Source organism: Bacillus sp. UNC438CL73TsuS30 (assembly GCF_000482325.1).
In the GTDB taxonomy this organism is placed as follows: Bacteria; Bacillota; Bacilli; order Bacillales; family Cytobacillaceae; genus Neobacillus.
Genome location: NZ_AXVA01000014.1, coordinates 152,180 through 176,013, shown reverse-complemented (window position 1 = coordinate 176,013; position 23,834 = coordinate 152,180). Strand labels below are relative to the sequence as shown.

At 38.8% G+C, this 23,834-nt stretch carries 25 protein-coding genes and 1 rRNA gene; 9 read left to right on the top strand and 17 right to left on the bottom strand.

Features of this window, described 5'->3' with window-relative positions:
• Both M028_RS0108465 and M028_RS0108460 read right to left on the bottom strand, forming a co-directional pair.
• Positions 1-276: ribosomal RNA gene (locus tag M028_RS0108465) — 16S ribosomal RNA — on the bottom strand; the annotation flags it as partial.
• Positions 277-551: 275 nt separating this feature from the next.
• Positions 552-1,421, bottom strand: coding sequence for a nucleotidyltransferase-like protein (locus M028_RS0108460; RefSeq protein ID WP_026573530.1), 870 nt, complete (start codon positions 1,419-1,421; stop codon positions 552-554).
• A gap of 151 nt (positions 1,422-1,572) precedes the next feature.
• Between M028_RS0108460 and M028_RS0108455 the strand changes: the two genes are divergently transcribed.
• On the top strand, positions 1,573-1,923 hold the full coding sequence (locus M028_RS0108455) for a YgzB family protein (protein ID WP_026573529.1): 351 nt from the start codon (positions 1,573-1,575) through the stop codon (positions 1,921-1,923).
• Between the two features lie 81 nt (positions 1,924-2,004).
• Here the strand turns inward: M028_RS0108455 and perR are convergent, their stop codons facing one another.
• The 7 genes from perR to M028_RS0108420 all read right to left on the bottom strand — a co-directional run bounded on the left by perR (position 2,005) and on the right by M028_RS0108420 (position 7,003).
• The gene (gene perR, locus M028_RS0108450) at positions 2,005-2,442 is read right to left on the bottom strand and encodes a peroxide-responsive transcriptional repressor PerR (RefSeq protein WP_026573528.1); all 438 of its coding nucleotides are present in this window, start codon (positions 2,440-2,442) and stop codon (positions 2,005-2,007) included.
• A gap of 109 nt (positions 2,443-2,551) precedes the next feature.
• Positions 2,552-3,100 carry a cob(I)yrinic acid a,c-diamide adenosyltransferase gene (locus M028_RS0108445; protein ID WP_026573527.1) on the bottom strand — a complete coding sequence of 183 codons (549 nt, stop codon included), beginning with the start codon at positions 3,098-3,100 and terminating at the stop codon, positions 2,552-2,554.
• A gap of 257 nt (positions 3,101-3,357) precedes the next feature.
• On the bottom strand, positions 3,358-3,828 hold the full coding sequence (bcp, locus tag M028_RS0108440) for a thioredoxin-dependent thiol peroxidase (protein ID WP_026573526.1): 471 nt from the start codon (positions 3,826-3,828) through the stop codon (positions 3,358-3,360).
• 69 nt (positions 3,829-3,897) lie between these two features.
• Positions 3,898-4,290: an ion channel gene (locus M028_RS0108435; protein WP_026573525.1), complete on the bottom strand. Its 393-nt coding sequence runs from the start codon at positions 4,288-4,290 to the stop codon at positions 3,898-3,900.
• A 103-nt stretch (positions 4,291-4,393) separates the two neighbouring features.
• Entirely contained in the window at positions 4,394-5,179 is a 786-nt protein-coding gene (locus M028_RS0108430; RefSeq protein ID WP_026573524.1) for an ABC transporter permease, read from the bottom strand.
• 4 nt (positions 5,180-5,183) lie between these two features.
• Positions 5,184-5,975: an ABC transporter permease gene (locus M028_RS0108425; RefSeq protein WP_026573523.1), complete on the bottom strand. Its 792-nt coding sequence runs from the start codon at positions 5,973-5,975 to the stop codon at positions 5,184-5,186.
• Positions 5,976-5,977: 2 nt separating this feature from the next.
• On the bottom strand, positions 5,978-7,003 hold the full coding sequence (locus M028_RS0108420) for an ABC transporter ATP-binding protein (RefSeq protein WP_026573522.1): 1,026 nt from the start codon (positions 7,001-7,003) through the stop codon (positions 5,978-5,980).
• A gap of 362 nt (positions 7,004-7,365) precedes the next feature.
• Between M028_RS0108420 and M028_RS0108415 the strand changes: the two genes are divergently transcribed.
• From M028_RS0108415 to M028_RS0108405, 3 genes are all read left to right on the top strand, one after another.
• Entirely contained in the window at positions 7,366-8,661 is a 1,296-nt protein-coding gene (locus tag M028_RS0108415) for a glutamate-1-semialdehyde 2,1-aminomutase (protein WP_026573521.1), read from the top strand.
• 303 nt (positions 8,662-8,964) lie between these two features.
• Positions 8,965-13,434, top strand: coding sequence for a glutamate synthase-related protein (locus M028_RS0108410; protein WP_026573520.1), 4,470 nt, complete (start codon positions 8,965-8,967; stop codon positions 13,432-13,434).
• A gap of 168 nt (positions 13,435-13,602) precedes the next feature.
• Positions 13,603-14,679, top strand: coding sequence for an FUSC family protein (locus tag M028_RS0108405; RefSeq protein ID WP_026573519.1), 1,077 nt, complete (start codon positions 13,603-13,605; stop codon positions 14,677-14,679).
• Between the two features lie 492 nt (positions 14,680-15,171).
• Here the strand turns inward: M028_RS0108405 and M028_RS0108400 are convergent, their stop codons facing one another.
• The 5 genes from M028_RS0108400 to fabL all read right to left on the bottom strand — a co-directional run bounded on the left by M028_RS0108400 (position 15,172) and on the right by fabL (position 19,421).
• Entirely contained in the window at positions 15,172-16,941 is a 1,770-nt protein-coding gene (locus M028_RS0108400; RefSeq protein ID WP_026573518.1) for an ABC transporter ATP-binding protein, read from the bottom strand.
• A gap of 88 nt (positions 16,942-17,029) precedes the next feature.
• On the bottom strand, positions 17,030-17,560 hold the full coding sequence (gene ntdP, locus M028_RS0108395; protein ID WP_026573517.1) for a nucleoside tri-diphosphate phosphatase: 531 nt from the start codon (positions 17,558-17,560) through the stop codon (positions 17,030-17,032).
• A 198-nt stretch (positions 17,561-17,758) separates the two neighbouring features.
• On the bottom strand, positions 17,759-18,016 hold the full coding sequence (locus M028_RS0108390; RefSeq protein WP_026573516.1) for a YgaB family protein: 258 nt from the start codon (positions 18,014-18,016) through the stop codon (positions 17,759-17,761).
• Between the two features lie 244 nt (positions 18,017-18,260).
• The gene (locus tag M028_RS0108385; RefSeq protein WP_026573515.1) at positions 18,261-18,593 is read right to left on the bottom strand and encodes a gamma-type small acid-soluble spore protein; all 333 of its coding nucleotides are present in this window, start codon (positions 18,591-18,593) and stop codon (positions 18,261-18,263) included.
• Positions 18,594-18,671: 78 nt separating this feature from the next.
• The gene (gene fabL / locus M028_RS0108380; protein WP_026573514.1) at positions 18,672-19,421 is read right to left on the bottom strand and encodes an enoyl-[acyl-carrier-protein] reductase FabL; all 750 of its coding nucleotides are present in this window, start codon (positions 19,419-19,421) and stop codon (positions 18,672-18,674) included.
• A 116-nt stretch (positions 19,422-19,537) separates the two neighbouring features.
• On the opposite strand from fabL, the gene M028_RS0108375 reads away from it, so the two are divergent.
• Positions 19,538-19,723, top strand: coding sequence for a hypothetical protein (locus M028_RS0108375; RefSeq protein WP_026573513.1), 186 nt, complete (start codon positions 19,538-19,540; stop codon positions 19,721-19,723).
• 20 nt (positions 19,724-19,743) lie between these two features.
• On the opposite strand, the gene mutY is transcribed toward M028_RS0108375, so the two are convergent.
• Complete coding sequence (gene mutY / locus M028_RS0108370; RefSeq protein WP_026573512.1) at positions 19,744-20,844, bottom strand: A/G-specific adenine glycosylase; 1,101 nt, start codon at positions 20,842-20,844, stop codon at positions 19,744-19,746.
• Positions 20,845-20,969: 125 nt separating this feature from the next.
• On the opposite strand from mutY, the gene M028_RS0108365 reads away from it, so the two are divergent.
• On the top strand, positions 20,970-21,950 hold the full coding sequence (locus tag M028_RS0108365; RefSeq protein ID WP_026573511.1) for a metal-dependent hydrolase: 981 nt from the start codon (positions 20,970-20,972) through the stop codon (positions 21,948-21,950).
• A 30-nt stretch (positions 21,951-21,980) separates the two neighbouring features.
• Here M028_RS0108365 and M028_RS0108360 read toward each other — a convergent pair whose 3' ends face one another.
• Positions 21,981-22,238, bottom strand: a complete 258-nt coding sequence (locus tag M028_RS0108360; protein WP_026573510.1) for a YfhJ family protein — start codon at positions 22,236-22,238, stop codon at positions 21,981-21,983.
• A gap of 133 nt (positions 22,239-22,371) precedes the next feature.
• Here M028_RS0108360 and M028_RS0108355 point away from each other — a divergent pair, with 133 nt between their 5' ends.
• Together M028_RS0108355 and M028_RS32015 are read left to right on the top strand one after the other, a co-directional pair.
• Positions 22,372-22,554, top strand: coding sequence for a small, acid-soluble spore protein K (locus M028_RS0108355; protein WP_026573509.1), 183 nt, complete (start codon positions 22,372-22,374; stop codon positions 22,552-22,554).
• A gap of 12 nt (positions 22,555-22,566) precedes the next feature.
• On the top strand, positions 22,567-22,710 hold the full coding sequence (locus M028_RS32015) for a YpzG family protein (protein ID WP_081810690.1): 144 nt from the start codon (positions 22,567-22,569) through the stop codon (positions 22,708-22,710).
• A 39-nt stretch (positions 22,711-22,749) separates the two neighbouring features.
• Here M028_RS32015 and M028_RS0108345 read toward each other — a convergent pair whose 3' ends face one another.
• Positions 22,750-23,073 carry a YfhH family protein gene (locus tag M028_RS0108345; protein ID WP_026573508.1) on the bottom strand — a complete coding sequence of 108 codons (324 nt, stop codon included), beginning with the start codon at positions 23,071-23,073 and terminating at the stop codon, positions 22,750-22,752.
• A gap of 80 nt (positions 23,074-23,153) precedes the next feature.
• Here M028_RS0108345 and M028_RS0108340 point away from each other — a divergent pair, with 80 nt between their 5' ends.
• A complete protein-coding gene (locus M028_RS0108340; protein ID WP_026573507.1) occupies positions 23,154-23,831 on the top strand; it encodes an SDR family NAD(P)-dependent oxidoreductase in 678 nt (225 codons plus the stop codon).
• Positions 23,832-23,834 lie beyond the last annotated feature (3 nt).

Genomic DNA, 23,834 nt, shown 5'->3' with positions numbered 1-23,834 from the left:
TGAGCCGTTACCTCACCAACTAGCTAATGCGCCGCGGGCCCATCTGTAAGTGTCAGCCGAAACCGACTTTCAGCTTTTCCTCATGAGAGGAAAAGGATTATCCGGTATTAGCTCCGGTTTCCCGAAGTTATCCCAGTCTTACAGGCAGGTTGCCCACGTGTTACTCACCCGTCCGCCGCTAATCAACAGGAGCAAGCTCCTATTGATTCGCTCGACTTGCATGTATTAGGCACGCCGCCAGCGTTCGTCCTGAGCCAGGATCAAACTCTCCAAGAAAGTTGATTTAGCTCGAATGTTACGTTGGCTTCATTTCAAAATAAATGAATATTATTGTTTGTTGACGTTTTTGTTTGTTTAGTTTTCAAAGATCAATATTTCTCAATCACCGCTCACAAGCGACTTTAATAATATATCACAGCGTGTCACTTAATGTCAACACTTTTTTTAAAAACCGTCACCCACGAAAAGTTTTAAGCAATCATTTCGCAGCGACGGTTATTAATATACCAAGTATCTAGAAAAAGGTCAATATGTTTTTTGTTTTTTTACGATCATTTTTTATTAACTCGATAACATCTGTGAAAAATCCCTGCCCCTTTTGTCTCTACGTTCACTACTTCTACTAAATGTTTATCAATCAAATATTCAAGAAGTACAGCCATATCAACAGAATAAGGGATTAATTCTTTTTCATTCATGATTTCATTAAATGACCAAAATTCCTTCTCACTAAGAATATCTAATAAATGAGTAGAACCAATCTTGGTTCTAGAATGAATCATAAACTCACTAGCAAGGAAGAGTAATTCCAATCTCTTTTCAAGCGTTTCTTCACTATTGACAAGTTCCTCATAAAGTTTAAAGATTTCCGGTTCAATTTGCTTTACCTGGTGCCAAACCGTTAATTCCGGATGGAGTCCATTTTCAATAATGGCTAATCTTGCTAAATGGTGCAAAGAGTGAACAACATAGTTATAGGCATCTAAATATAGATGATTTTCAAATAACGCTTTTCCATCCACATACCGCCGAATTAATTTGGCAAATTCCATTCCCATTTTAATTTTTCTTCCGTAAAAGGGAAATTCCCGAAGCTCTTTCTTTAGATTTACTACATATTCATTACGATCAAATAAAATTCTAGCATCATCAATCCATTCAAATATCTTCCGATTCGAACCAAGTAAGATCCATTCCTTCAATAAATCCTCAACTATTATATGCATGGCCGCTTTTTTGTCTTGATAAGTATAATGCTTTATAAGTAACGGCTTTTCTGCCTTTTTTACAATAATCAAAAGAATATCGTCAAACGAGTCGGTTGTATGGCTTGATTTTTGTTTTTTCTCCACCATCAAAACTCCAAGAGTATTGGCTTGGCTAGCTCTTTCTTGATAAATCGGCCGAAGGATATCTTCCATTCTTAATTCCTCCATTTTCTTCAGGTAGCATAATATTTTCGACAATAACACGAAAACTCCTTCTTAAAATTGAGACAAATTTCGACATTTCTTTCCCGTAGTAATTTTTCTATTTTCATAAATATGGTATAGTTTCATTAGGAGGGGTAATATGGCTAAATATTCAAGTAAAATAAATAAAATAAGAACCTTTGCTCTAGCTTTAATCTTTATTGGATTCATTGTTATGTACGGAGGAATTTATTTTCGAACTTCACCACTTATTATGACCATCTTTATGCTTTTTGGTCTTCTTTTTATTATAGCAAGCACGGTTGTTTATTTTTGGATTGGAATGTTATCAACAAAAACCATTCAAGTAAAATGTCCCAGCTGCGGCAAACCTACAAAAATGCTAGGCCGGGTGGATATGTGCATGTATTGCCGTGAACCTCTTACCCTCGACCAAAACCTCGAAGGAAAAGAATTCGACGAATCCTATAATAGAAAATCAAGAAAATAATCAAGGGTGTCCGTGTAAAAGGGACACCCTTTTACACAACAAAAAAGAACCAATTCCATTGAATTAGTTCTTTTGCATTTATTAATGAACTTCTTTACTGGAACAATCCGGGCAGGTTCCGTAAATTTCCATACGGTGATTATCTACTTTAAAGCCTGTTACATGTGAAGCTAAATGTTCCACTTCATCTAGGCCTGGATAGTGGAAATCGACAATTTTACCACAACTTTCACAAATAACATGGTAATGCTGTGTGGTTATAAAATCAAAACGACTAGAGGCATCACCATATGTTAATTCGTTGACAAGACCAACCTCACGAAATACTCGTAAATTATTGTAAACCGTCGCCACGCTCATGTTAGGGAATTTCCCTTCTAAAGCTTTATAAATATCGTCTGCAGTAGGATGTGACATCGAGTTTATTAAATATTCAAGTATCGCATGACGTTGCGGAGTGATTCTTACCCCAGTTTCCTTCAAGGTATCCAACGCTTCTTTTAGCTGATTCATCGCCATGCACCTCTTTTCTTAAAAAATATTATTAGATTATAATTGTTATAATTAGTTTACTAACTTTTTTATACTTTTGTCAATATTGTTACCTCACAAATAGGTCCACATTTGATCAAGAATGCAAGGTTTGCTCTTTTTGTCCGAGCTGATGGTTCACATACCTCGCTGTTACAAACAACAGATCCGAAAGACGATTCAAGTAGGCAAAAACAAGCGGATTCACATCTTCCCCAAGCGTTACAGCACATCTTTCAGCACGTCTTGCCGTGGTTCTGGCCACATGAAAGGCAGCCCCTGCGGGATGTCCCCCAGGTAAAATAAAATTGGTTAATGGTGGGAGAACTTCATTCCATTCGTCAATTTGTTTTTCCATCTCTTCAATATCAGCAGTTGAAAGGGACCATTTTACTTCCTTTCCTTTTGGTGTAGCTAATTCTGCACCGACATGAAAAAGATTTGTTTGTATTTTATGATACGCTTTTTCAATTATTTCTTTCCCTTGAAAAATTTCCTTGTTTAAATAGCTTAATGCAAGCCCAATCATTGAATTGGTTTCATCACAAGTTCCATAAGCTTCGACGCGCAGATCGTTTTTAGCCACTCTTTGACCGTAAATTAACGAGGTAGTTCCTTTGTCCCCTGTTTTTGTATAAATTTTCATTCCTTGTACCCCCTTTTAATCCTGTTTTATATGTATGATGTAATATCAAAAAAAAACAATTCGTCATGAATACTTCTATAAACATATTATAAAGCTTGCAATCATGATTGAATAGAAGGGCATAAAAAAAGGGGCCACTATGGACCCGAAATTTTTATCTGAGGAGGTATGCCCTAATAAAATGATATTCAATCCCTGTATTATTGCATTGGACAAATGCCTTTACTGAAGAAAATAGGCTTGAAATTGAAATAAAATTATTTAAGATTTTCCCGTATGTAGGTTAACGCTGCGTCAACATGACCTTTTACTTGCACCTTTCGCCACTCCTTCACCAATTTTCCTTGTTTATCAATGATGAATGTTGAACGTTCAATCCCCATATACTCTTTTCCAAAGTTCTTCTTTAGCTTCCAAACATCAAAGCTTTCCGCGACTGTATGCGCTGTATCCGCAAGAAGTAAAAACGGCAGTCCGTATTTCTCGATAAATTTTTGATGCTTATCAATTGGGTCTGGACTGATTCCTAATATAACAGCATCTACATCTGTAAAGTCTTGAATCCGATCACGAAAATCACAAGCTTCTGTCGTACATCCCGGGGTCATATCTTTTGGATAAAAATAAACAACAACATTGGTTCCGCGGAAATCTGATAACTTTACTTTTTCACCATTACTTGCCTCCAACTCAAAATCCGGCGCAGTTACACCCAATTCTACAGTCATTAAAAACACCTCAATTCATTCGTCTATATTGATAGACTATCCAAACATAGGAAACAATGCAAACGATAATCACTTCTCTCGATTAAGCATCGCTCTTGCCACAAATGCCGCAGGAAGGGTATAGCCGATTAACGCTTCCGTTACCGCAATAATTCTGCCAAGCCCCAAAGGAATAATGTCCCCGTTTCCAACTGAGAACAGCATCATCGCACTAAAGTAAAAACTGGACTCAAATATATTATTCCCGTGTTCATGATTGATTTCTTTAAGTAGTGGTATACCCTTTAGTTCGAAAAGCACATAAATCAAACCATAACCGATGATAACTGTTAAATAAATGCACCCTAGGTATAAGAAATTTTCTACCGAAACAAATTTCCCTTTTACTGTATTGGGAACAAAGAGAGTTTTTAAACTCATAAAAATACAAAACACCACAATCGGAAGCAAGAAATAGATCATGTTAAACCACCTCTACAGAAACATCCGTTACACTATTTCTATGCAGGCTTGGCCCATAAAATATCAAAAACCAGACATTTTGCCTGGTTTTCTCCATATGTATTTAATTCCCTGCTCCCCGATATTTCTTTACTCCTTGATTCCAAAGCACGATGGACAAGGCAAAAAAGATTACACCGATGACTGGGGTTAAAAAGGCATAAACGAACCATTCCTTTTTTCCAAGGAAATACGCCGCCGGATACACTCCCACAAAGGCAAATGGAAGCACCCAAGTTAACACAAAACGAATAACTTTATTGTAAATATCAACAGGATAACGGCCATAATTACTAATATTGTACATCATCGGCATAAGTGAAGTTCTTGCATCTGCCCAAAAACTAATGCAGGCGATCATGATAAAGACTCCACCATACACGAGGGCACCGCCAACGACAAAAATCAGGAACAAGAAGGGATCATACCATTTCACCTCAAGACCGAGTTTAGCCCCCGAGTAAAACATAACAGCAAGACCGGTAATAGCACCTAATAACGATTCGAGTTCGATCCGCTCAAGGATAATTTGAAAAAGACTGTGAATCGGTCTCGTTAAAATCCGGTCTAGCTCCCCTTTCACAATATAGCGTTCGTTAAAATCCCAGATATTAAAGAAGGCTGAAAAAACAGCATACGGAACAAGGAAAAAGCCATAAATAAAAATAATTTCATCTCGATTCCAGCCGTTTAATAAATTCGTATGACCAAATACCACTAATATAAAGATTAGATTGATCGCTTGAGATAATAAATCCGAGAAAAATTCTACAAATAAATCCCCACGATATTGAAATCTTGTCTTTAAATATTGAGAAATATATTGAAAAAGCATGGATGTGTAAAACACTTGCTTACCCCCCTTGTATGATTAGCTGTTTTTTTGCCACAGACCACAGGAACTGAATAGGGATAATTAAAATCACTACCCAGAGGAACTGTTGAAAGATGGCCTCCATTGCTTGAGAATGGGAAAAACCTCCAGTAAAAATCATACTTGGTATATAGCTAATCCCCTGAAAAGGAAGATATTTCATGACTCCCTGCGCCCATCCAGGGAAAAAACTGATGGGAAGGAGGAGACCAGAAAATAAATCAATAACCACTCGTTTAGCCCGAATCAATCCAGCATTATTATATAAGAAGAAGGTAGTAATTCCTGTTAGTAAATTCAGTTGTGTATTAATCAAAAAACTTAAAATCGTAGATAACGCAAATAACCCCCAAATCCCCGGGTCCCAAGTGAATTTAATTGGAAAAATAAACGAAACAATGATTAATCCTGGAACCGAGAAAAAGAAAAGCCGAAAAATCCCTTCGCCCAATCCCTGCATCGTTTTCATGCCAAGATAGCTGTAGGGACGAATTAATTCAATGGCCACTTTTCCTTCCATAATTTCTAGCGCCATTTCCCGATCCAGATTATTAAAGTAAAAGGCACGGGCCATCCATGAAACGGCAACATAGGTAGTCATTTGCACAACGGAAAGACCTTCAATATGCTCCTTCGACCCATAAATAGCAGACCATAAAAAATAATAGGCACCAATATTAATACTGTAAATCACAATTCCCGTATAATAATTAGTCCGGTAGGCAAGCATCATTAAAAAACGGATGCGGATCATTTCAAGATATTTATCCAAGATTAATTGCCCCCTTCTACTTCCACCGTACCTTTTTCATAAATATTACGGATAATTTCCTCAGTTGAGATTTCATTAATTTTAATATCCTTAATTTTAAATGCACTGACCACTCTAGCAATCAGCAGGGAAATCAATTCCTCGGTATCCTCAATATTGGCAATATAGATGGCTTCCTTTTCATCTAACTCCCATTTAACGGGTAGTCCCCCGGTTACTTCTTTAAGTTTCGCAATCTCAATCTTTTCAAGAAATTGAAATTGCAATTCCTTACGTTCCCCCCATTTTTCTTTTAGATTTCTAAGAGCACCGTCATAAATGATTTTCCCCTCATCGAGCATAATCACCCGTTCACACAGTGCTTCAATATCTGACAAGTCGTGTGTCGTTAAAAGGATGGTTGTATTGTATTTCTCATTTATTTCCTTTAAAAATTCCCGGATTTTTAATTTAACCAGTACATCAAGCCCAATCGTCGGCTCATCTAAAAACAATAATGGCGGATTGTGAATGAGTGCTGCGGCGAGTTCACATCTCATTCTTTGGCCAAGCGATAATTTCCGTACTGGTTTATCTAAAAGCGGTTCAATATCCAATGTTTTAATTACGTGCCCCATGTGATTGTCGTAATCTTCGTCCGATACTTTGTAGACTTTTTTCAAAAGACGAAAGGATTCTTGAACAGCGATATCCCACCAAAGCTGAGAGCGCTGGCCAAAAACAACGCCAATTGTTTGAACAAATTTCTCCCGCTCCTTATGCGGGTTCATTCCATTGACGGTGATTTGGCCGGACGTTGGCGTTAAAATCCCTGTCAGCATTTTAATGGTTGTCGATTTTCCTGCTCCATTTTCACCAATATATCCAACCATTTCTCCTTGTTTTACGGTGAAGTGGATATCATTGACTGCAGGAACCACTTTATAATTACGGGTAAAAAGATCTCGGAAGGCACCTTTTAACCCCGTTCGGCTTGAATACGCTTTAAACTCTTTTCGTAACTTTTTAACTTCTATTGCATTTTCCATCGATCTTCCTCCTGAAACTTTCCCTAATGTGTTAGTTTAGCCAAATCACAGCAGTAAAACAACCGTTCTGCTTGATTTTAGGATTGATTTTATAAAGGGAACCAGCTTGATCCCCAGACTTTATGGTTTGTGGCTTCAGTCGTTTAGACTCCCAATTGGTTTTATTGCCCCTTTGAGCTGGTTACACCCGAAAAAGGGAAAAGAAACCTTCTTTCGGCTGCACAGACCCCTATTGGCAACCGAACCCCCAATGCTATTTCATTTTAATCACAAATCCGCCAATATAATGATCAAAAAAACATCAGGAAAACACTAAAATAAGTGATAAAATAAGAAAGAATCGAATTTCAGGAGGAAAAATTATGCAATTTACTAATTCAGAACGAATACATAGTGAAGCCCTTGAACACATTGTTGGCGGTGTAAACAGCCCGTCCCGTTCCTACAAAGCTGTAGGTGGCGGTGCCCCAGTGGTTATGGAACGGGGTCAAGGCGCTTATTTTTGGGATGTCGATGGCAACCAGTATATCGATTATTTGGCAGCATACGGCCCCATTATCACAGGTCATGCACACCCACATATTACGGAAGCAATCAAACGTGCAGCTGAAACAGGCGTACTTTACGGTACTCCTACACTCCATGAGGTAAAGCTTGCAAGAATGCTAAAGGAAGCCATACCATCAATAGATAAAGTCCGCTTTGTCAATTCCGGAACAGAAGCGGTTATGACAACCATTCGTGTAGCGCGTGCCTACACAGGACGAGATAAAATTATTAAATTTGCCGGCTGTTATCACGGCCACTCGGATTTAGTCCTTGTTGCAGCGGGTTCCGGACCTTCCACTCTAGGAACACCTGATTCAGCCGGAGTGCCAAAAAGTATCGCTCAAGAAGTCATAACTGTTCCATTTAATGAGATTGAGCCACTTAAAGAAGCATTAGAAAAATGGGGCGACCAAATTGCAGCAGTACTAGTAGAACCGATTGTCGGTAACTTCGGGATTGTTGAACCAAAACCTGGCTTCTTACAGCAGGTTAATGAGTTAACGCATGCAGCAGGTGCTCTTGTCATCTATGATGAAGTCATCACGGCGTTTCGTTTCATGTATGGCGGTGCACAAGACCTCTTAGGGATCCAGCCTGATTTGACTGCACTTGGAAAAATTATCGGCGGAGGTCTGCCAATCGGAGCCTATGGCGGACGTAAAGAAATTATGGAGAAAGTGGCACCGCTCGGCCCTGCCTATCAAGCTGGAACAATGGCAGGAAATCCCGCTTCAATGCTATCCGGAATCGCATGCCTAGAAGTGTTGAAACAAGAAGGAATCTATGATTATTTAGACAGACTAGGAGCGAAACTCGAAGATGGAATTTTAGCGGCAGCGAAGGAACACCGAGTTTCAATCACGATCAATCGATTAAAAGGGGCTTTAACCGTTTATTTTACAACAGAAAAAGTTGAAAACTACGAGCAGGCGGAAAATACCGATGGCGAAACATTTGCCAAGTTTTTCAAGCTAATGCTTAACCAAGGAATTAATTTAGCACCTTCTAAATATGAAGCATGGTTCTTAACCATTTCTCATACAGAAGAAGATGTTGAAGCAACGTTACACGCGGTTCATCATGCATTTTCCTCACTTCACGATGAATAATTATACATTTTTTATGCACCGAAAGGGAGTATTTTCCACTCCCTTTTCCTTTGGATCCCCATGAAAACGTTTACAACTACATATTACCATCTCATTTCGATATGATTCTAATCTAATTTTGATATACAATTTTCTGTATATTTATTTGATTTCTGAAAATTCATATGATACTATAAGATTATTAATTTTCCCTTTTTGTTAATACCTCAGTACAGTGGTAAACCACAAATACTTTTCACGAATATAGAAATTTCATAGGAGGTGAATCGGCTTTAGAGGACACCCTTTTGAAGCCCGACCACGATGACACAAAAATATAATCCTTCCATTTTTAAAGATTTCCACAAACATGAACACGATTCATGTGGTATTGTTGCCTGCCTTGAAAAAAGCAAGATTCCGACAAGAAAAAATATCTTCGATTGCATTAATGCTCTCGTAACAATGAATCACCGGGCTGGCTTTATTAACGGCGAAGGCGATGGCGTTGGTATTCATATGGATATCCCTGTTGCCCTTTGGAAAGAGAAATTACAAAATGCCGGAATTGACCCCAAGCTCGCTGAAAAAGAGGAGTTTGCTGTTGGGCATGTTTTTATCAGTCAAAAAGCAAACTGGAATTCTACTAAAAATGAATTGCTTCAAAAACTTGCAAAATATGAATTAGAAATGATTTTCGAAACAACAGAAGTTACAGACTCTTCTGCACTTGGACCCATTGCCATCCAGGAAAACCCTATTTTCTGGCAATTTGCATGTCTTTCTAAAAAAAGCGGCCAAGAATTAACAAAGGTCCTCTTTGAGGCATTGGTTGACTTTGAAAACAACGATCAAATCCATGTTGCATCACTTAGTCAGAGCCATGTAGTTTACAAAGTAATGGGGGCAGGTGATATTCTCCCGCGTTATTATCAGGATCTGGCGAACCCGCTTGCTGCTTCAACTATCACTTTGGGGCACAATCGTTACTCAACAAATACCCTTTCCAGCTTCTTCAGAGTCCAGCCATTTAGTGTACTTGGACATAATGGAGAAATCAATACAATTGCTAAGCTTCGGGACGAAGCAAGAATGATTGGGATTCCGCTGGTAAAGGACGGCAGTGACTCACAAGATTTAAGCCGGACAATGGAAACCTTAATCTCAAGGGATGGATATTCTTTATTTGAAGCCATGGATCTCCTATTCCCGCCAATAATTAATGAAATCAAAGCCTATCCGGAAAAACTGCAGGATTTATATACGTACCTTCGCGAAGCTTGGGGGCATTACGCACAAGGCCCTGCTGGAATCATCTCAAGATATGGCGATGAAGCTGTATTTAGTGTGGATGCACTTGGACTCAGACCGCTTTGGATGCTTGAAACGGAAACATCCTATCTGTTCTCCTCAGAACCAGGGATTATTCCTTCAAGCGAATATGTAAATGATCCAAAACCACTTGCACCAGGTGAAAAGGTTGGCTTTAAATGGCATGGAGATCAATTGGATGTTTATGAGCAAAATCGTTTCCAAAATGAAGTCTATGATCGAATCTCTAAGCGGTTAACGATTTCAAGTTCACGGAATCGATTACAAGCACCTAGCTTAAATAAAACGGTAACCATGAATTATCCGGATAAAATCCATAATGGACAATATAAGGCTTTCGGATGGGAACGTGACCATATCCAATTAATCGAACAAATGGCGGAAAAAGGGGTCGAGCCAATCCGTTCATTAGGTCATGATGCACCACTAGCAGCTTTAAACCCTGAACGAAAAAATATCGCTGATTACTTTAAAGAAAGTGTAGCAGTTGTTACAAATCCTGCGATTGACCGAGATCGTGAAACAGAACATTTTTCAACACGTGTGGTAATTGGCAAACGCCCTTCTCTTTTCGTAAAAGCGGAAACGAATACCGTTCTAGAACTAATCACTCCTGTCCTAGTAGAAGGAAAAGCGGGTTTTAATTGTTCTGAAGAAATCGGACAGCCAAGCTTTGACCAAGTGATTCAATATTTTAATGAACAAAAACTAGCTTCGTTTATCTCTACAACCTTCCGTAAAGATGAAGAAATCAACTTGGCACTTGAAAGACTTGCCTCTGAAGCGGTTCAGGCTGTTCAATTGGGAAAAACATTACTTGTTCTCGATGATGCCAAAGCACATCAAGAAGATTTCTATTGGATTGATCCACATTTAGTTACTGCAGCAATTGATCAGGCATTGGTAAAAGCTGAACTAAGAAGAGATTGCTCTTTAGTTTTACGTTCTGCTGCTATCCGTTCCTTGCACGATATTATCACTGTTTTAGGTTTAGGCGCTGATTTAATTAGTCCTTACTACATGTTTATGACTGTTCTCGACGAATCGACTAAGCCATTGACCAATTTGTACAGTGCATTAACAAAAGGGCTGGAAAAAGTAATTTCAACCATTGGGATTCATGAGTTGCGTGGTTATGGAAGATTGTTCTCAAGTATCGGTCTTCACGAAGATATCGCAAAAGTTTTAAATATTGTAAACTTCTTTGGTTCAAAGGAACTGGAATTTGGTTTCGAGGCAATGAAACTGGAGGCATATTCTAGGGCTGAAGATTACCAGAATGAAAAGGAAAGAGTCGGAAAGACCTTCCACCTCTTCCCGCGGATTTGGAAAGCAATCGGTGAAGTAGCCGCAACCGGTGATTACAATGTGTACCGCGATAAAATTTCAGAGCAGGAGTTGGAAAATCCAACGACTATTCGCCACTTGGCTGGCTTAAAAGCATCGAATCATCCAATTTCACCAGATGAAGTGGATATTCGTGTAGGCGATCATGATTTACCGTTTTTAATTTCATCCATGTCATTCGGGTCGCAGAATGAAATTGCCTTTAGAGCATATGCAGAAGGCGCTGACCGTTTAAATATGGTGAGCTTAAATGGTGAAGGCGGGGAAATTAAAGATATGCTTGGTAAATACCCAAAAACACGGGGACAGCAAATCGCTTCCGGTCGTTTTGGAGTAAATGCCGAACTGTTAAACTCTTCGAACCTGTTAGAAATTAAAATTGGTCAGGGTGCAAAACCTGGTGAAGGCGGACATTTACCTGGCTCAAAGGTAACAGCAAAGGTTGCTGCTGCACGTAATGCAACATTAGGCTCTGATTTGATTTCGCCATCAAACAACCATGATATTTATTCGATTGAGGATTTGGCGCAAATGATTCTAGAATTAAAAACAGCAAACGATCAGGCGAAAATTGCTGTTAAAGTTCCTGTTGTTCCAAATATCGGTACAATTGCAGTTGGAATTGCAAAAGCCGGCGCAGATATTATTACATTAAGTGGTTTTGACGGTGGCACAGGTGCCGCAAGAATTCATGCCCTACAGCATGTTGGCTTACCAGTAGAAATTGGCGTAAAAGCAGCACATAACGCCCTATTGGAAAGCGGACTCCGCCATAAAGTTGAAATTTGGGCAGATGGCGGTATGAAAAGTGCAATGGATGTAATCAAAATCATGCTTCTAGGGGCAAATCGTGTTGGCTTTGGAACATTAGCCATGCTGTCAATCGGCTGTACTACTTGCCGCGGTTGCCATTTGGATACTTGTCATGTTGGAATTGCAACTCAAATTGAATCAGAGGTTCAAGCAAAGGAACATGGACTAAGACGTTTTGTTCCACGTCAATTTGATTTAGCCGTACAAGGAATCATGAATCTTTTCACTGCTTTCGGTCAGGAATTAAAGGTACTTGCGGCCTCCCTTGGAATTCGTGATCTGCAGGAAGCAGTCGGCCGCTCAGATTTATTAGTACAAACAAGCGGACACCAAAACTTAGACCTTTCTTATTTGCTAAAAACACTTGAAATCAGCCAATTTACGAAGACAGAGGTATCAAAAACAATTGCTGAAGCACAAATGCAGGTAGCCGTTGGGGCAGAATATCTTGATGCAAGCATTGATCAATTGCATAGTTCCCGTGAGTTTGAAAGTGTTACATCAGAGCAAAGGGTTTTAGGAAGCCGTGTTTCCTGCCACCGTGTTAGAGGCAGACTTGATGGTTCATACAAACAGTTAAAACCTGTACAGTTGAAGTATCGCGAAGGTTCCATTCCAGGAAATGGCTTAGGGGCATATAACAGCGAAGGCATCGTAATAACCGTTAATGGCGGCGGTCAAGATGGTGTTGGTAAGACATCCTTCGGAGGTAATATTCAAATCCTGAAATCGAAGGGCAAGAATGGCCGTTATTACAATGGCTCAGTTGGAAAAGGCTTTGGGTATGGTGCCCAAAAAGGACTTTTAATTGCACAGGGTAATGCTGATGCCCGTGCTGGAATTCGTCTGTCAGGAGCTGATTTAATCATCGGCGGTTCAGTAAAAAAACAAATTCCTGTGCAGGAAAATGGCAATATTGGCTCCAATGCAAACATTAAGGGATTTGCCTTTGAATATATGACAAATGGCCGTGGTCTTGTTTTGGGAGACCCAGGTCCATGGATTTGCGCTGGTATGACTGGTGGTGTAGTCTATACACGCCTTCAGCCTGAAATGGGATTAACAAAAGAGGCGATTCAAAGAAGAATTGCCAAAGGGGCTAAAGTTTCTGTTAACCCATTAAATGAAAATGGAAAAAATGATGTGAATGAACTTTTAGGCCAATACATCAGCTTACTTGAGAATGATGGCCAGGTTGAAGAAGCAAAACAGCTTCAATCCCTTCTAGCTAATCCCGAAGACCATTTCGTGCAAATTGTTCCGGTTAAAGAGCAAGCAGATCCATCTGTTTCAACAGAATGATACAAAAAACGTCCGCATCATACAGCGGACGTTTTTTTTGTAGAAAAATATAACATAAAATTCATATTATTTCTCTTGATTATATGTTTTAATCCATGTATAGTCATTTATTGTTTCACATTGAACAAACTAGTATTAGACAATTTTTTGAAAGGAATTCATTCTTTTATGAAGTTAGGCGCCCGCATTTTAAAAACGGGAATAGCAATCATTTTGTCCCTTTATCTTGGTCAGTTGCTGCATTCGCCATCACCGGTATTTGCCGGCATCTCTGCCATCTTTGCGATTCAGCCAACCATTTATCGTTCGTATTTAACGATTATTGAACAAATACAAGGAAATATCATTGGGGCATTACTCGCGGTATTTTTCGTTCTCACATTAGGAAATCATTTTACTGTCATTGGATTAGCAGCCATAATTGCCATAAGTATCAATCTTAAGCTGAAACTCGAAAATACCATCGGTCTTTCCCTCGTCACATTGGTATCGATTATGGAAACCACTGGCGGGAATTTCATTCCGTTTGCAGCTATCCGGTTCTCTACCATCATGATTGGGGTATTTTCAGCCTTTATCGTCAATTTAGTATTTATGCCGCCAAAGTATGAAAGTAAGCTTTATTTTAAAATATCAAGCACCACCGAGGAATTAATCCGGTGGATTCGCTTAAGCACTCGGCATGACTTTGAACATCATCTTCTGAAAGAAGAGATTGAAAAGCTCAAAGATAGTCTCATTAAAATGGAACAGTTTTATGGGATGTACAAGGAAGAACATAATTATTTCAAGAAAAAAAACTTGGAAAAATCACGCAAGCTGGTGGTTTACCGGCAAATGATTTTTACGGCAAAAAAAGGAGTCGATACTTTAAGAAAACTTCATCGCTTTGAAAATGAAATCCTCCTGCTGCCGGAACATTTTCAACAGGCGATTCAAGAGCAGCTGGATAACCTTATTTACCACCATGAACAACTCATGCTTCGGTTTATTGGGAAAGTACCGGAACCTGCAACCGGTTCTGGAGGAAATGATTTTTTAAATAAAAAAGAGCTATACGATCTTTTTATCGCCCACCAAAGGGAATACACGGATCCAGATAATCCGCATCTTTACCATATCATGCAAATCACTGCCTTTATTATTGACTACGGAGAACAACTTGAACATCTTGACACGTTAATCTCAAGCTTCTATTCCTATCATGATAACGATGTTCCCATTGAAGAAAAAAGCCAGGTATAAAAAACCGAAGACCCTCTTTGCTAAAGGGTTCCGTTTTCGGGTGCATACTTATTAAATGACACAAGAAAAGACGTATGAACTGGCATACGTCTCTTTATTTATTTATCGGTACCAATTTTATTGATATTTAGCTGCTGATTCCCGCATCTAGAATTAAGAGAGTCCGCACTAATCTGTTGGGGAAACAGGTTAAGCACCCACGCTGATAAATAGAAGGAAAAAATTCGCTTATTTAGTAATGTTTATTAAAAAGGGCTTAAATAAACGGAGAAATTTCGCCTATTGACTCAAGAAATGCAAAATTGGGGGATTTTTCTTTGCATAATCGGAAAATCCTCCCTTATTTACCCTGAAATGAGCTTCATTCTACATTTAACCGGAAAACCTCCGCTTATTTTACTTTTCCTGGTTAACTCAATTAAGAACAAGACATCTTATCTCAGAAATCCAAGAAAACCTGAACCGTATCACAAAAACAGAACCCTTTGCTCTTTACTTGGCCTCGTTTTTTTCCTTTTGATCCAGCTGTTGTACCTGAAATAATTTATAATAATTCCCTTGTTTCGCCATTAATTCTTCATGGCTTCCTATTTCGACAATTTCACCGTGTTCGATGAGAACAATCCGATTGGCATGGGTAATCGTTGATAATCGGTGAGCAACAATAAAGGTTGTCCTGTCCTTTGCAAGCTCCTCAAGGGATTCTTGAATAAGATGTTCACTTTCCAGATCAAGGGCTGATGTAGCTTCATCCAAAATCAAGATAGGCGGATTCTTTAAGAATACGCGGGCAATCGCAATTCGTTGCTTCTGGCCGCCGGAAAGCTTTACACCCCTTTCCCCTACCCGAGTGTTATACCCCTCTGTAAGATTTAATATAAATTCATGAGCATTTGCCGCTTTCGCCGCTTGAATGACCTCTTCTTCTGAAGCATCTGGTTTTCCTAACAAAATATTTTCTTTCACCGATTCACTAAAAAGAATATTGTCTTGAAAAACCACTCCAATTTTGTCTCGTAAGGATTGAACTTTAAAGTGACGGATATCAACCCCATCTAGTATGATTCTTCCTTCTGTTACATCATAAAACCTAGGGATTAAGCTTACGAAGGTTGATTTTCCACCGCCGCTCATCCCAACTAAGGCAATGGTCTCCCCCTTTTTAACATCTAAGGAAATATTCTTTAATACTCGCTCTTCTGCTTCTCCATACGAAAAATTAACTTTTACAAATGAAAGATCTCCATTAACGGTTGTACAGTCAATGGCATTCGGTGCATCGACAATATCATATTTTTCATCCATAAATTCAAACACACGGTCCATCGATGCGAATGATTGAGTAATGGTTGTTGAAGAGTTAACCAGTCTTCTTAATGGATTATATAACTTGTCGATATAAGCGAAAAAGGCGACCATTGTCCCTAAAGAAAGATCATGATGGATGACCAAATAGGCAGAATAACCAATGACAATTAAGGGTGCAATGTCCGTAATTGTATTAACTGCAGAGAACGCCTTCGCATTCCAGCTTGTGTGCTGTAATGCTTTTTCTAAAAAGTTCTTGTTCTGCTTATCAAATTGTGTCTGCTCGTAGTCCTCAATCGCAAAGCTCTTAATAACAGGCATCCCTTGGACCCGTTCATGTAAATAGCTTTGGACCTCAGCAAGAGCCTGCGAACGAATTCTGGTAAATTTGCGCAGATTTCCAAAAAAGTATCTTACAGAAATAGCGTAAAGCGGGAATAGCAGGATAGATACAATCGTCAGCTTCACATTCATAGAAAACATAATAATAATAGCAATGATAATGGTTGCAATATCCAACCATAGATTCATTAGACCGGAAATGACGAAGGTTTTCGTTTGCTCGACATCATTTATCACACGAGATATAATTTCACCGGCTCTTGTGTTCGCATAATATCTAAAGCTCAATTTCTGAATATGGGTATATAGCTGATCGCGGATATCATAGAGAATTTTACTTGAAGTCCATTGTGCAAAGTATTGCCGATAATATTCAATCGGCGGCCTAAGGATGACGAAAATAACAATCATTGCTCCTAGCATGATCATTAACTTATGAATTTTCGCCTCATCGGCTAATGAGTGATTGTTAATAATATCATCGACCACGTATTTAATCAGCATTGGGATGATTAACGGGATTCCGAATTTTATAACCCCAATCATAATGGTTCCGAGGATTTGAACCCTGTATGGCTTAACAAACTGTAGGTACCTGCGTATACTATTCAAAGAATTCTCCCCTGTTCTACATATGCTTTTCCATCCAAATAAAAACCTGTTGATGATTGTTTCAACAGGTCTAAAAAGCATTTTTTATCTAGCGACGATATGTTAAATAACGCTCGTACCAAATATCGATGAAGTCTGGCGCAAAAGGGCCTTTTCGCTGACGAATCCAGCGAATGAGCTTATCTACGTTTTTCTTCAGTATTTGGTCGATTACTTCAGGGTATTTCATCTCGCGGCGATGGCGCTCATATTCATCTTCATCTAATAAATTGAATGTCATATCAGGATAAACCTTTATATCCAAATCATAATCAATATATTTCAGCGCTTCCCCGTCAAAAATAAACGGAGAACTTAAGTTACAATAATAATAAATCCCGTCTTCCCGAATCATTCCAATTACATTGAACCAGCATTGGGAATGAAAGTAACAAATAGCCGGTTCCCTAGTAATCCATGTTCTTCCATCTGATTCTGTTACAATCGTCCGATCATTTCCGCCAATGACTAAATTTTGTGATCCTTTTAAAACGGTTGTTTCTTCCCAGACCCGATGGATGTGCCCATTGTGTTTATAGCTATGTATTTGTACTGGTTCTCCTTCGATGGGTACGCCCATATTCTCCCCTACCTTCATTCCTGAACGCTTTGTAACCTATTCGAAAAAATTTTTAAAAACCGGTAAATGGCAACAAAGTACAATTCCTCTTTTTTATTATTATAACGGTTGAACAAGGATTTTAAAACAAAAGAGCCATTGAATTCAATGACTCTTAAGGAAAAATTTACGTATTTTCTTATATTTAGCCTTTTTTCTCTACCTTGAAGGGGTTAAGTTTGCTACTTGATAGGACTGGATGACTTCTTCTGTTTGTTTTTCAAATATTAATTGAATCTCTTTTAATTCTTTTTTCATTTGTTGAATATCAGTCTGAATACTCTCAAGCTCCGTTTCATTTTGCAGATTTTGCAATTCTGCTTCAATCTCAAGACAGCGTTCCAGCTCGGCTTGAAGGTATAATAATTTTTCCATTGTGATCATTTGTTCGGAAACTAATCGGTTAAATTGATCCAACCCATCACCGCCTTATATTTTGTACTTTATAAATATTCTTGAACAAATCCATTTATCCTTTGACTATTTATGTAAACTTTATGGAACATTTGTCGAATTTGAGAAGATGTTTCTAAAAGGGACTTATTTGATCTTTTTTTACGATACCTGATGAAGACCATGTCTCCCAGCTTCACGTTAGAAAAGACAAAAAGAAGAAGGCACTCTTCCGATTGAGAGCGCCTTCCATCTGTGTTAACTTATTTTAGCTTTGACCAAATTGGCCAGAACCCTGGTTTTTACGAGCTTCTGCAGCTTGGTTTTGCTTTCTAACCTCTGCAGCATTTGTTTCGCTACCGAATTCTGTACCAAATGCTCCAGCTGAACCTGCTGCACCTGCTGCACCTGCACCAGCATTAGCACGAGCAGATTGAGCATTTTGTTGTCTTACTTCTTGAGCATTTGTTTCACTCGCAAATTCAGTTCCAAATGATCCTGCAGCACCTGCACCTGCTTGAGATTGTGCATTTTGTTGTCTTACTTCCTGGATGTTAGTTCCAGCTGATGTTCTGTTAGCTTGTTGGTTGAATTTTGCCAACTTTAATCACCTCCACGAGATTAATGTACCCCCGAGGTGTGTGGACTATCCAAATTATTTTTAAAAAATAACTTTTTCTTAAACCAATAAGGAAATACCGCCATCCACAATAATCGTTTGTCCTCTAATCATGCTTGATGCATCTGATAATAAGAACATAACCGTATTCACCATATCATCAATTTCGACCATTCTTCCCGCAGGTGTTTTGTCTTTTGCTTCCTGAAGAAGTTCTTCGCGATTTGGAAAATGCTTCAGTGCCTCGGTATCAACCGCTCCACCGGAAACAGCATTCACGACAATATTTTTTGAAGCAAGCTCGACTGCTAAATATCTTGTTAAAGCTTCAAGTGCCGCTTTAGATACACCCACTACCGTGTAATTTTTCAGATAGCGAATGGAACCTAGTGAGCTTATGCTGACAATTTTTCCGCCACCGTTCTTCTCCATCAACTTTGCTGCTTCTTGTGCGCAAAATAATAATGCCTTACTATTGATGTTCAACGTCCAGTCCCAATGAGATTCTTCAAGCTCCATTAACGGACGCTGCACACCTGATGCAGCATTGTTAACAAAAATATCTAGCCGTCCGAACTCTTGGTCAATTTGAGCAAACATATCTTTTACTTTATTTACATCCCCAACATTGGCTTTAATGACCAGTACTTTTCTACCAAGTGCTTCGATTTGTTCGGCGGTCTCTAAGGCACCACTCTTACTTCTGGCATAATTGATGACAATATCATATCCTTCTTTGGCTAATCTAAGAGCCGTTGCTTTTCCAATTCCCCTGCTGCTTCCTGTAATTAGTGCTACTTTTTGTGACATATATATATTTCCCTTCTTCATTTGTGATTTCTTATTATTTTATCGCTTCTATGCATAGAAGACAATTGATAACAAAACACTAACTTGGATAACATGATTGAAAGGAAGATGTAAAAATGTATAATGGGCGGGATATGACAGAACTTTCAATGATGTCAATTAAAGAGTGGGATGATCAAGAATTATCCTTTTTTCATCAATCATTGCAGCAAATGGTCCCATACTTAAATAGTGAAGGACAAACGATTCATCGGGAAATTATCGAAGAAATCATGGATCGCGGGGGACTAAAAAAAGAATGAACACCGTAACTGTACGGCGTTCATTCTTTTTTATATTCTTGATAAAGCTTAAAGATTTTTTGGGTAAAAACCGGTAGAGCGTAATCCTCTGTCTGATCTAACGAAACAAATTTCCACTCTTGATTCTCAGTAAAATCCGTTGAAATCGTTCCAGTATAGACTTTAATCTTCCAAATTAAATGGGAAAAAACATGCTCCACTTGACCAATCATCTTATCTAAATGAAGATTGAGACTTAAATCCTGTTCAAAAAGACGGGCGATTTGATCACGGTTATTTTGAATTGGATGGTTGATTTCCAAATTCGGAAATTCCCATAAATTAGCGAGAAGTCCGGACTCAGGTCGTTTATGAATAAGCAAATGTCCTTTTTCATTAGCAAGGACAATTGCAGCAAGCTGTACTTCACGCTGTTTATTTTTCTGAGATTTGATTGGAAGTTCCGTCTGTACACCCTCATGGAATGCATGGCAATGTTCACGTACAGGGCAAAGCAAACAAGACGGGGAGGTTGGAGTACAGATCAATGCACCTAATTCCATTAATGCCTGATTAAATTCTGATGGTTCTTCATGGGAGATGAGTTCTCTTACAGCTTGCTCAAAAACCTTTCGAGAAGAGGGCTTGGCGATATCCTCCCAAATGGAGAGAATTCTTGATAAAACTCTCATCACATTCCCATCAACTGCAGGCTCGGGTACTCCATATGCAATGCTTAAAATCGCTCCAGCCGTATAAGGTCCAACCCCTTTAAGAGTGGATATTTCCTTTGGTGTATTAGGAACAATCCCATCATATTTTTCTTTTACTTCCTTAACTGCGGAATGTAAATTTCTTACCCTTGAATAGTAACCAAGACCTTCCCATGCCTTCAGAACCTTATCTTCATTTGCTTCTGCTAGGGTATCTATCGTTGGAAACCAATCAATAAAACGGTTGAAATAAGGTATAACCGTATCCACTCTTGTTTGCTGCAGCATGATTTCAGAAACCCATACTTTGTATGGATCCTGATCCTTTCTCCAAGGAAGGTCACGCTGCTCATTTTTAAACCAAGTGATTAAATCATCTTGAAATTCTTTTATATTTACTTTCGTTAAATTATTCAGAACATTTTTCATTACATTTGGGCCTCCAACTTGTTAAACACTACAAAATGAGGGAATATAATAGTATGCATTGTATTACGATAATCCATATTAGTCTTTTTGACAAGAACTGATTAGATTAAAGGAGGAACTTCCTTTTGGATACAGGAACTCACGTTGTCATGGGGATTGCACTTGGAGGTCTGGCAACACTTGACCCCGTTGTAGCAAGCAGCCATGCAGCAACAACCAGCGTTTTAATCGCCACAATTGCAGGGTCACAAATACCTGATATTGATACTGTTTTAAAACTTAGAAATAATGCGATCTATATTCGCAATCATCGGGGTGTTACCCATTCCATACCGGCAGTGATTCTTTGGCCGCTTGTACTTTTAGCTGTGATTTATCCATTTTTCCCAGCAGTCAATTTACTGCATTTATGGGCATGGACATTTTTCGCAGTATTTCTCCATGTATTTGTTGATATCTTTAATGCTTACGGCACCCAGGCCCTTAGACCATTTTCGAATAAATGGGTGGCGCTAGGTGTCATTAATACATTCGATCCTTATATTTTTGCGATACATGTTGTGGGGATTTTTATTTGGATATTTGGAGCAAATCCAGGATACACCTTTTTGATTATGTATTTTGTTATTATTGGTTATTATTTACTAAGGTTCCGCGTCCGACATAAGGTTTTATTGGAGGTCCGTAGAATTGTTCCGGATGCAACGGAAATAATTATTGCACCAACCATGAAATTCCACCAATGGCGGATTGCCGCAATGAATGAGAAACAATTCTTTGTCGGAAAAGCTGTAAAGGATAAAGTGGAGATTTTAGATTTATTTAATCGGATTCCAGTACCTGAAACCCCCGTCATTGAGGCAGCTAAAAAAGACAAAAACCTTTCTGCGTTTTTATCCTTCTCACCTGTTTATCGCTGGGAAGTGGATGAATACGATGATTTTTATGAAGTAAGGTTTATTGATCTCCGGTATCGCAGTAATGGTCATTATCCTTTCGTTGCTGTTGTCCAATTAGATTGTGAGCTAAACCGAATTAGCTCCTATACCGGATGGGTCTTTAGCGAAAAGAAACTGCGGAAAAAATTAAGTATTATACCAAGCTGATCAATAAAAAAGCGATGACATTTTATTTTGTCATCGCTTTTTATTTAAAAAATCCTTATATTTTGGATTTGTTGCGATAAAATCATGAAGTCTTCCTCCATAATTTTCAATCCACTGTCTTACAATTCGCTCCGTCATTTCACTGCCAAGATAGTCTCTGCCTGCTTTTGCAGCGGTTGTCTCAAAATCATCCCATAATAATTCAATCCATGTTTGTGCTTCATCATTTGTAAGCTGGTTATTTTTAGCCATTAAACATTGGGTTAACCGCTGTTGATACTCGTTCATACCTTCACTCCTTTGCCATTTTCTTATAACATATCTAAATCTAATTAAGCAAATAATATAGATACGTGGTCAGCATTGATCTTTTGATGCTTTGCTTTTCACGATTTCTCATTCCTTTAGATGGAGGTACAGCATGAGAAACAAACAACGTAACTTTCCTAATCAAAATAACAATAAGTTAGAGGGAGAGCCAAGAGCAAAAGCAGAGTATGCTTCAAAAAGAGCAGATGGAACCATTAATACGCATCCACAGGAAAGGATGCGAGCTTCTGGTCAGCGCGCTAATGATAATGATACACCTGATTCTTTAACCTAGGGAGGCGTTATTATGGGAAACCAGAAATTTTTTCAAAACAAGCCATTTTCTACTCCATGGGCGAATCCGAAACATGCCCATTCGCAAATAAATGGCGAAAGTAAGGAAACCCAGGACCTCATCATTTTAAAGCGCCAAACCAGAAAGCAGTCCTAGAAAACAACCAAACCAGAGAGCTGCTCTCTGGTTTGTGTTTTATTTTACACGCCTTAACATAGAAATCGGCACTGCCTCTTCTTTTCCATCGCCTTTAAGGCGATATCCCCAAGCAAAAACCCCATTTAGATAATCGATCTTAAAATATTGCCCCGGATCCCCTTCAAGTTCATAAATTTCACCCGGCTCAAAGGAATCGGGACTTATTAAATAGGCACGAGCCATCAATACTTTCCTTTCAAGGACAGCAAACTCATTAACCCTTCCTAATTGCTCTGCTTTCCGTGCTTTCTCCTGAAGAGTCGCAATTTCTTGGCGTAGTTCATGTTCGCTCAATTCACTATATCGTTTCTCCTGGTGCATGTAATCCACTCCCAAAGTTTCGTTATCCACCATATTTAAGTATAATTATTTTTGTAGAATTAATAAAGGAGTTTAAACAAATGAAAACAATCATGGTTACCGGTGCTGGTTCAGGGTTAGGGAAAGAATTGGCCATATTATTTTCTAGGCAAAATTATCATCTGCTTCTAACGGGACGGAACGAAGAAAAATTAAGGAGCACGAAAACGGAAATCGAAGCAGCTGGCGGGAGTGCAGATTATCTCCAATTAGATATTCGTAACCATAAAGAGGTACAAGAAAAAATCGCTGATATTAACCAGTCTTATGAAATTTATGGATTGGTCAACAACGCAGGAGTGGGACATTTTGGGCCTTTCCCGGAGATGACACAGCAGGAAATTGCGGAGATGCTGGACACGAATGTTCTCGGAACCATCCTGATGACAAAATCGGTTTTACCTTACCTAATTCATCAAGGTGAAGGAAAAATTATCAATATTATCTCAACAGCCGGGCTTCGCGGTAAGGTTAATGAAGCCATTTATGCAGCTAGTAAATTTGCGATACGCGGCTTTACTGAAAGTCTTCAAAAAGAATTTGAGGGCAGCAAGATCCAATTTACCGCCGTTTACATGGGTGGTATGGATACTTCATTTTGGAATGAGAGCAATCATGTGAAAGACCCTTCCCGTTTCTGTTCCCCAAAAGAAGTGGCAGAAATAATTGTCCAACAAATCAATCAGGATTCCATTATCATTGAAAGTAAAAAATCATGACAT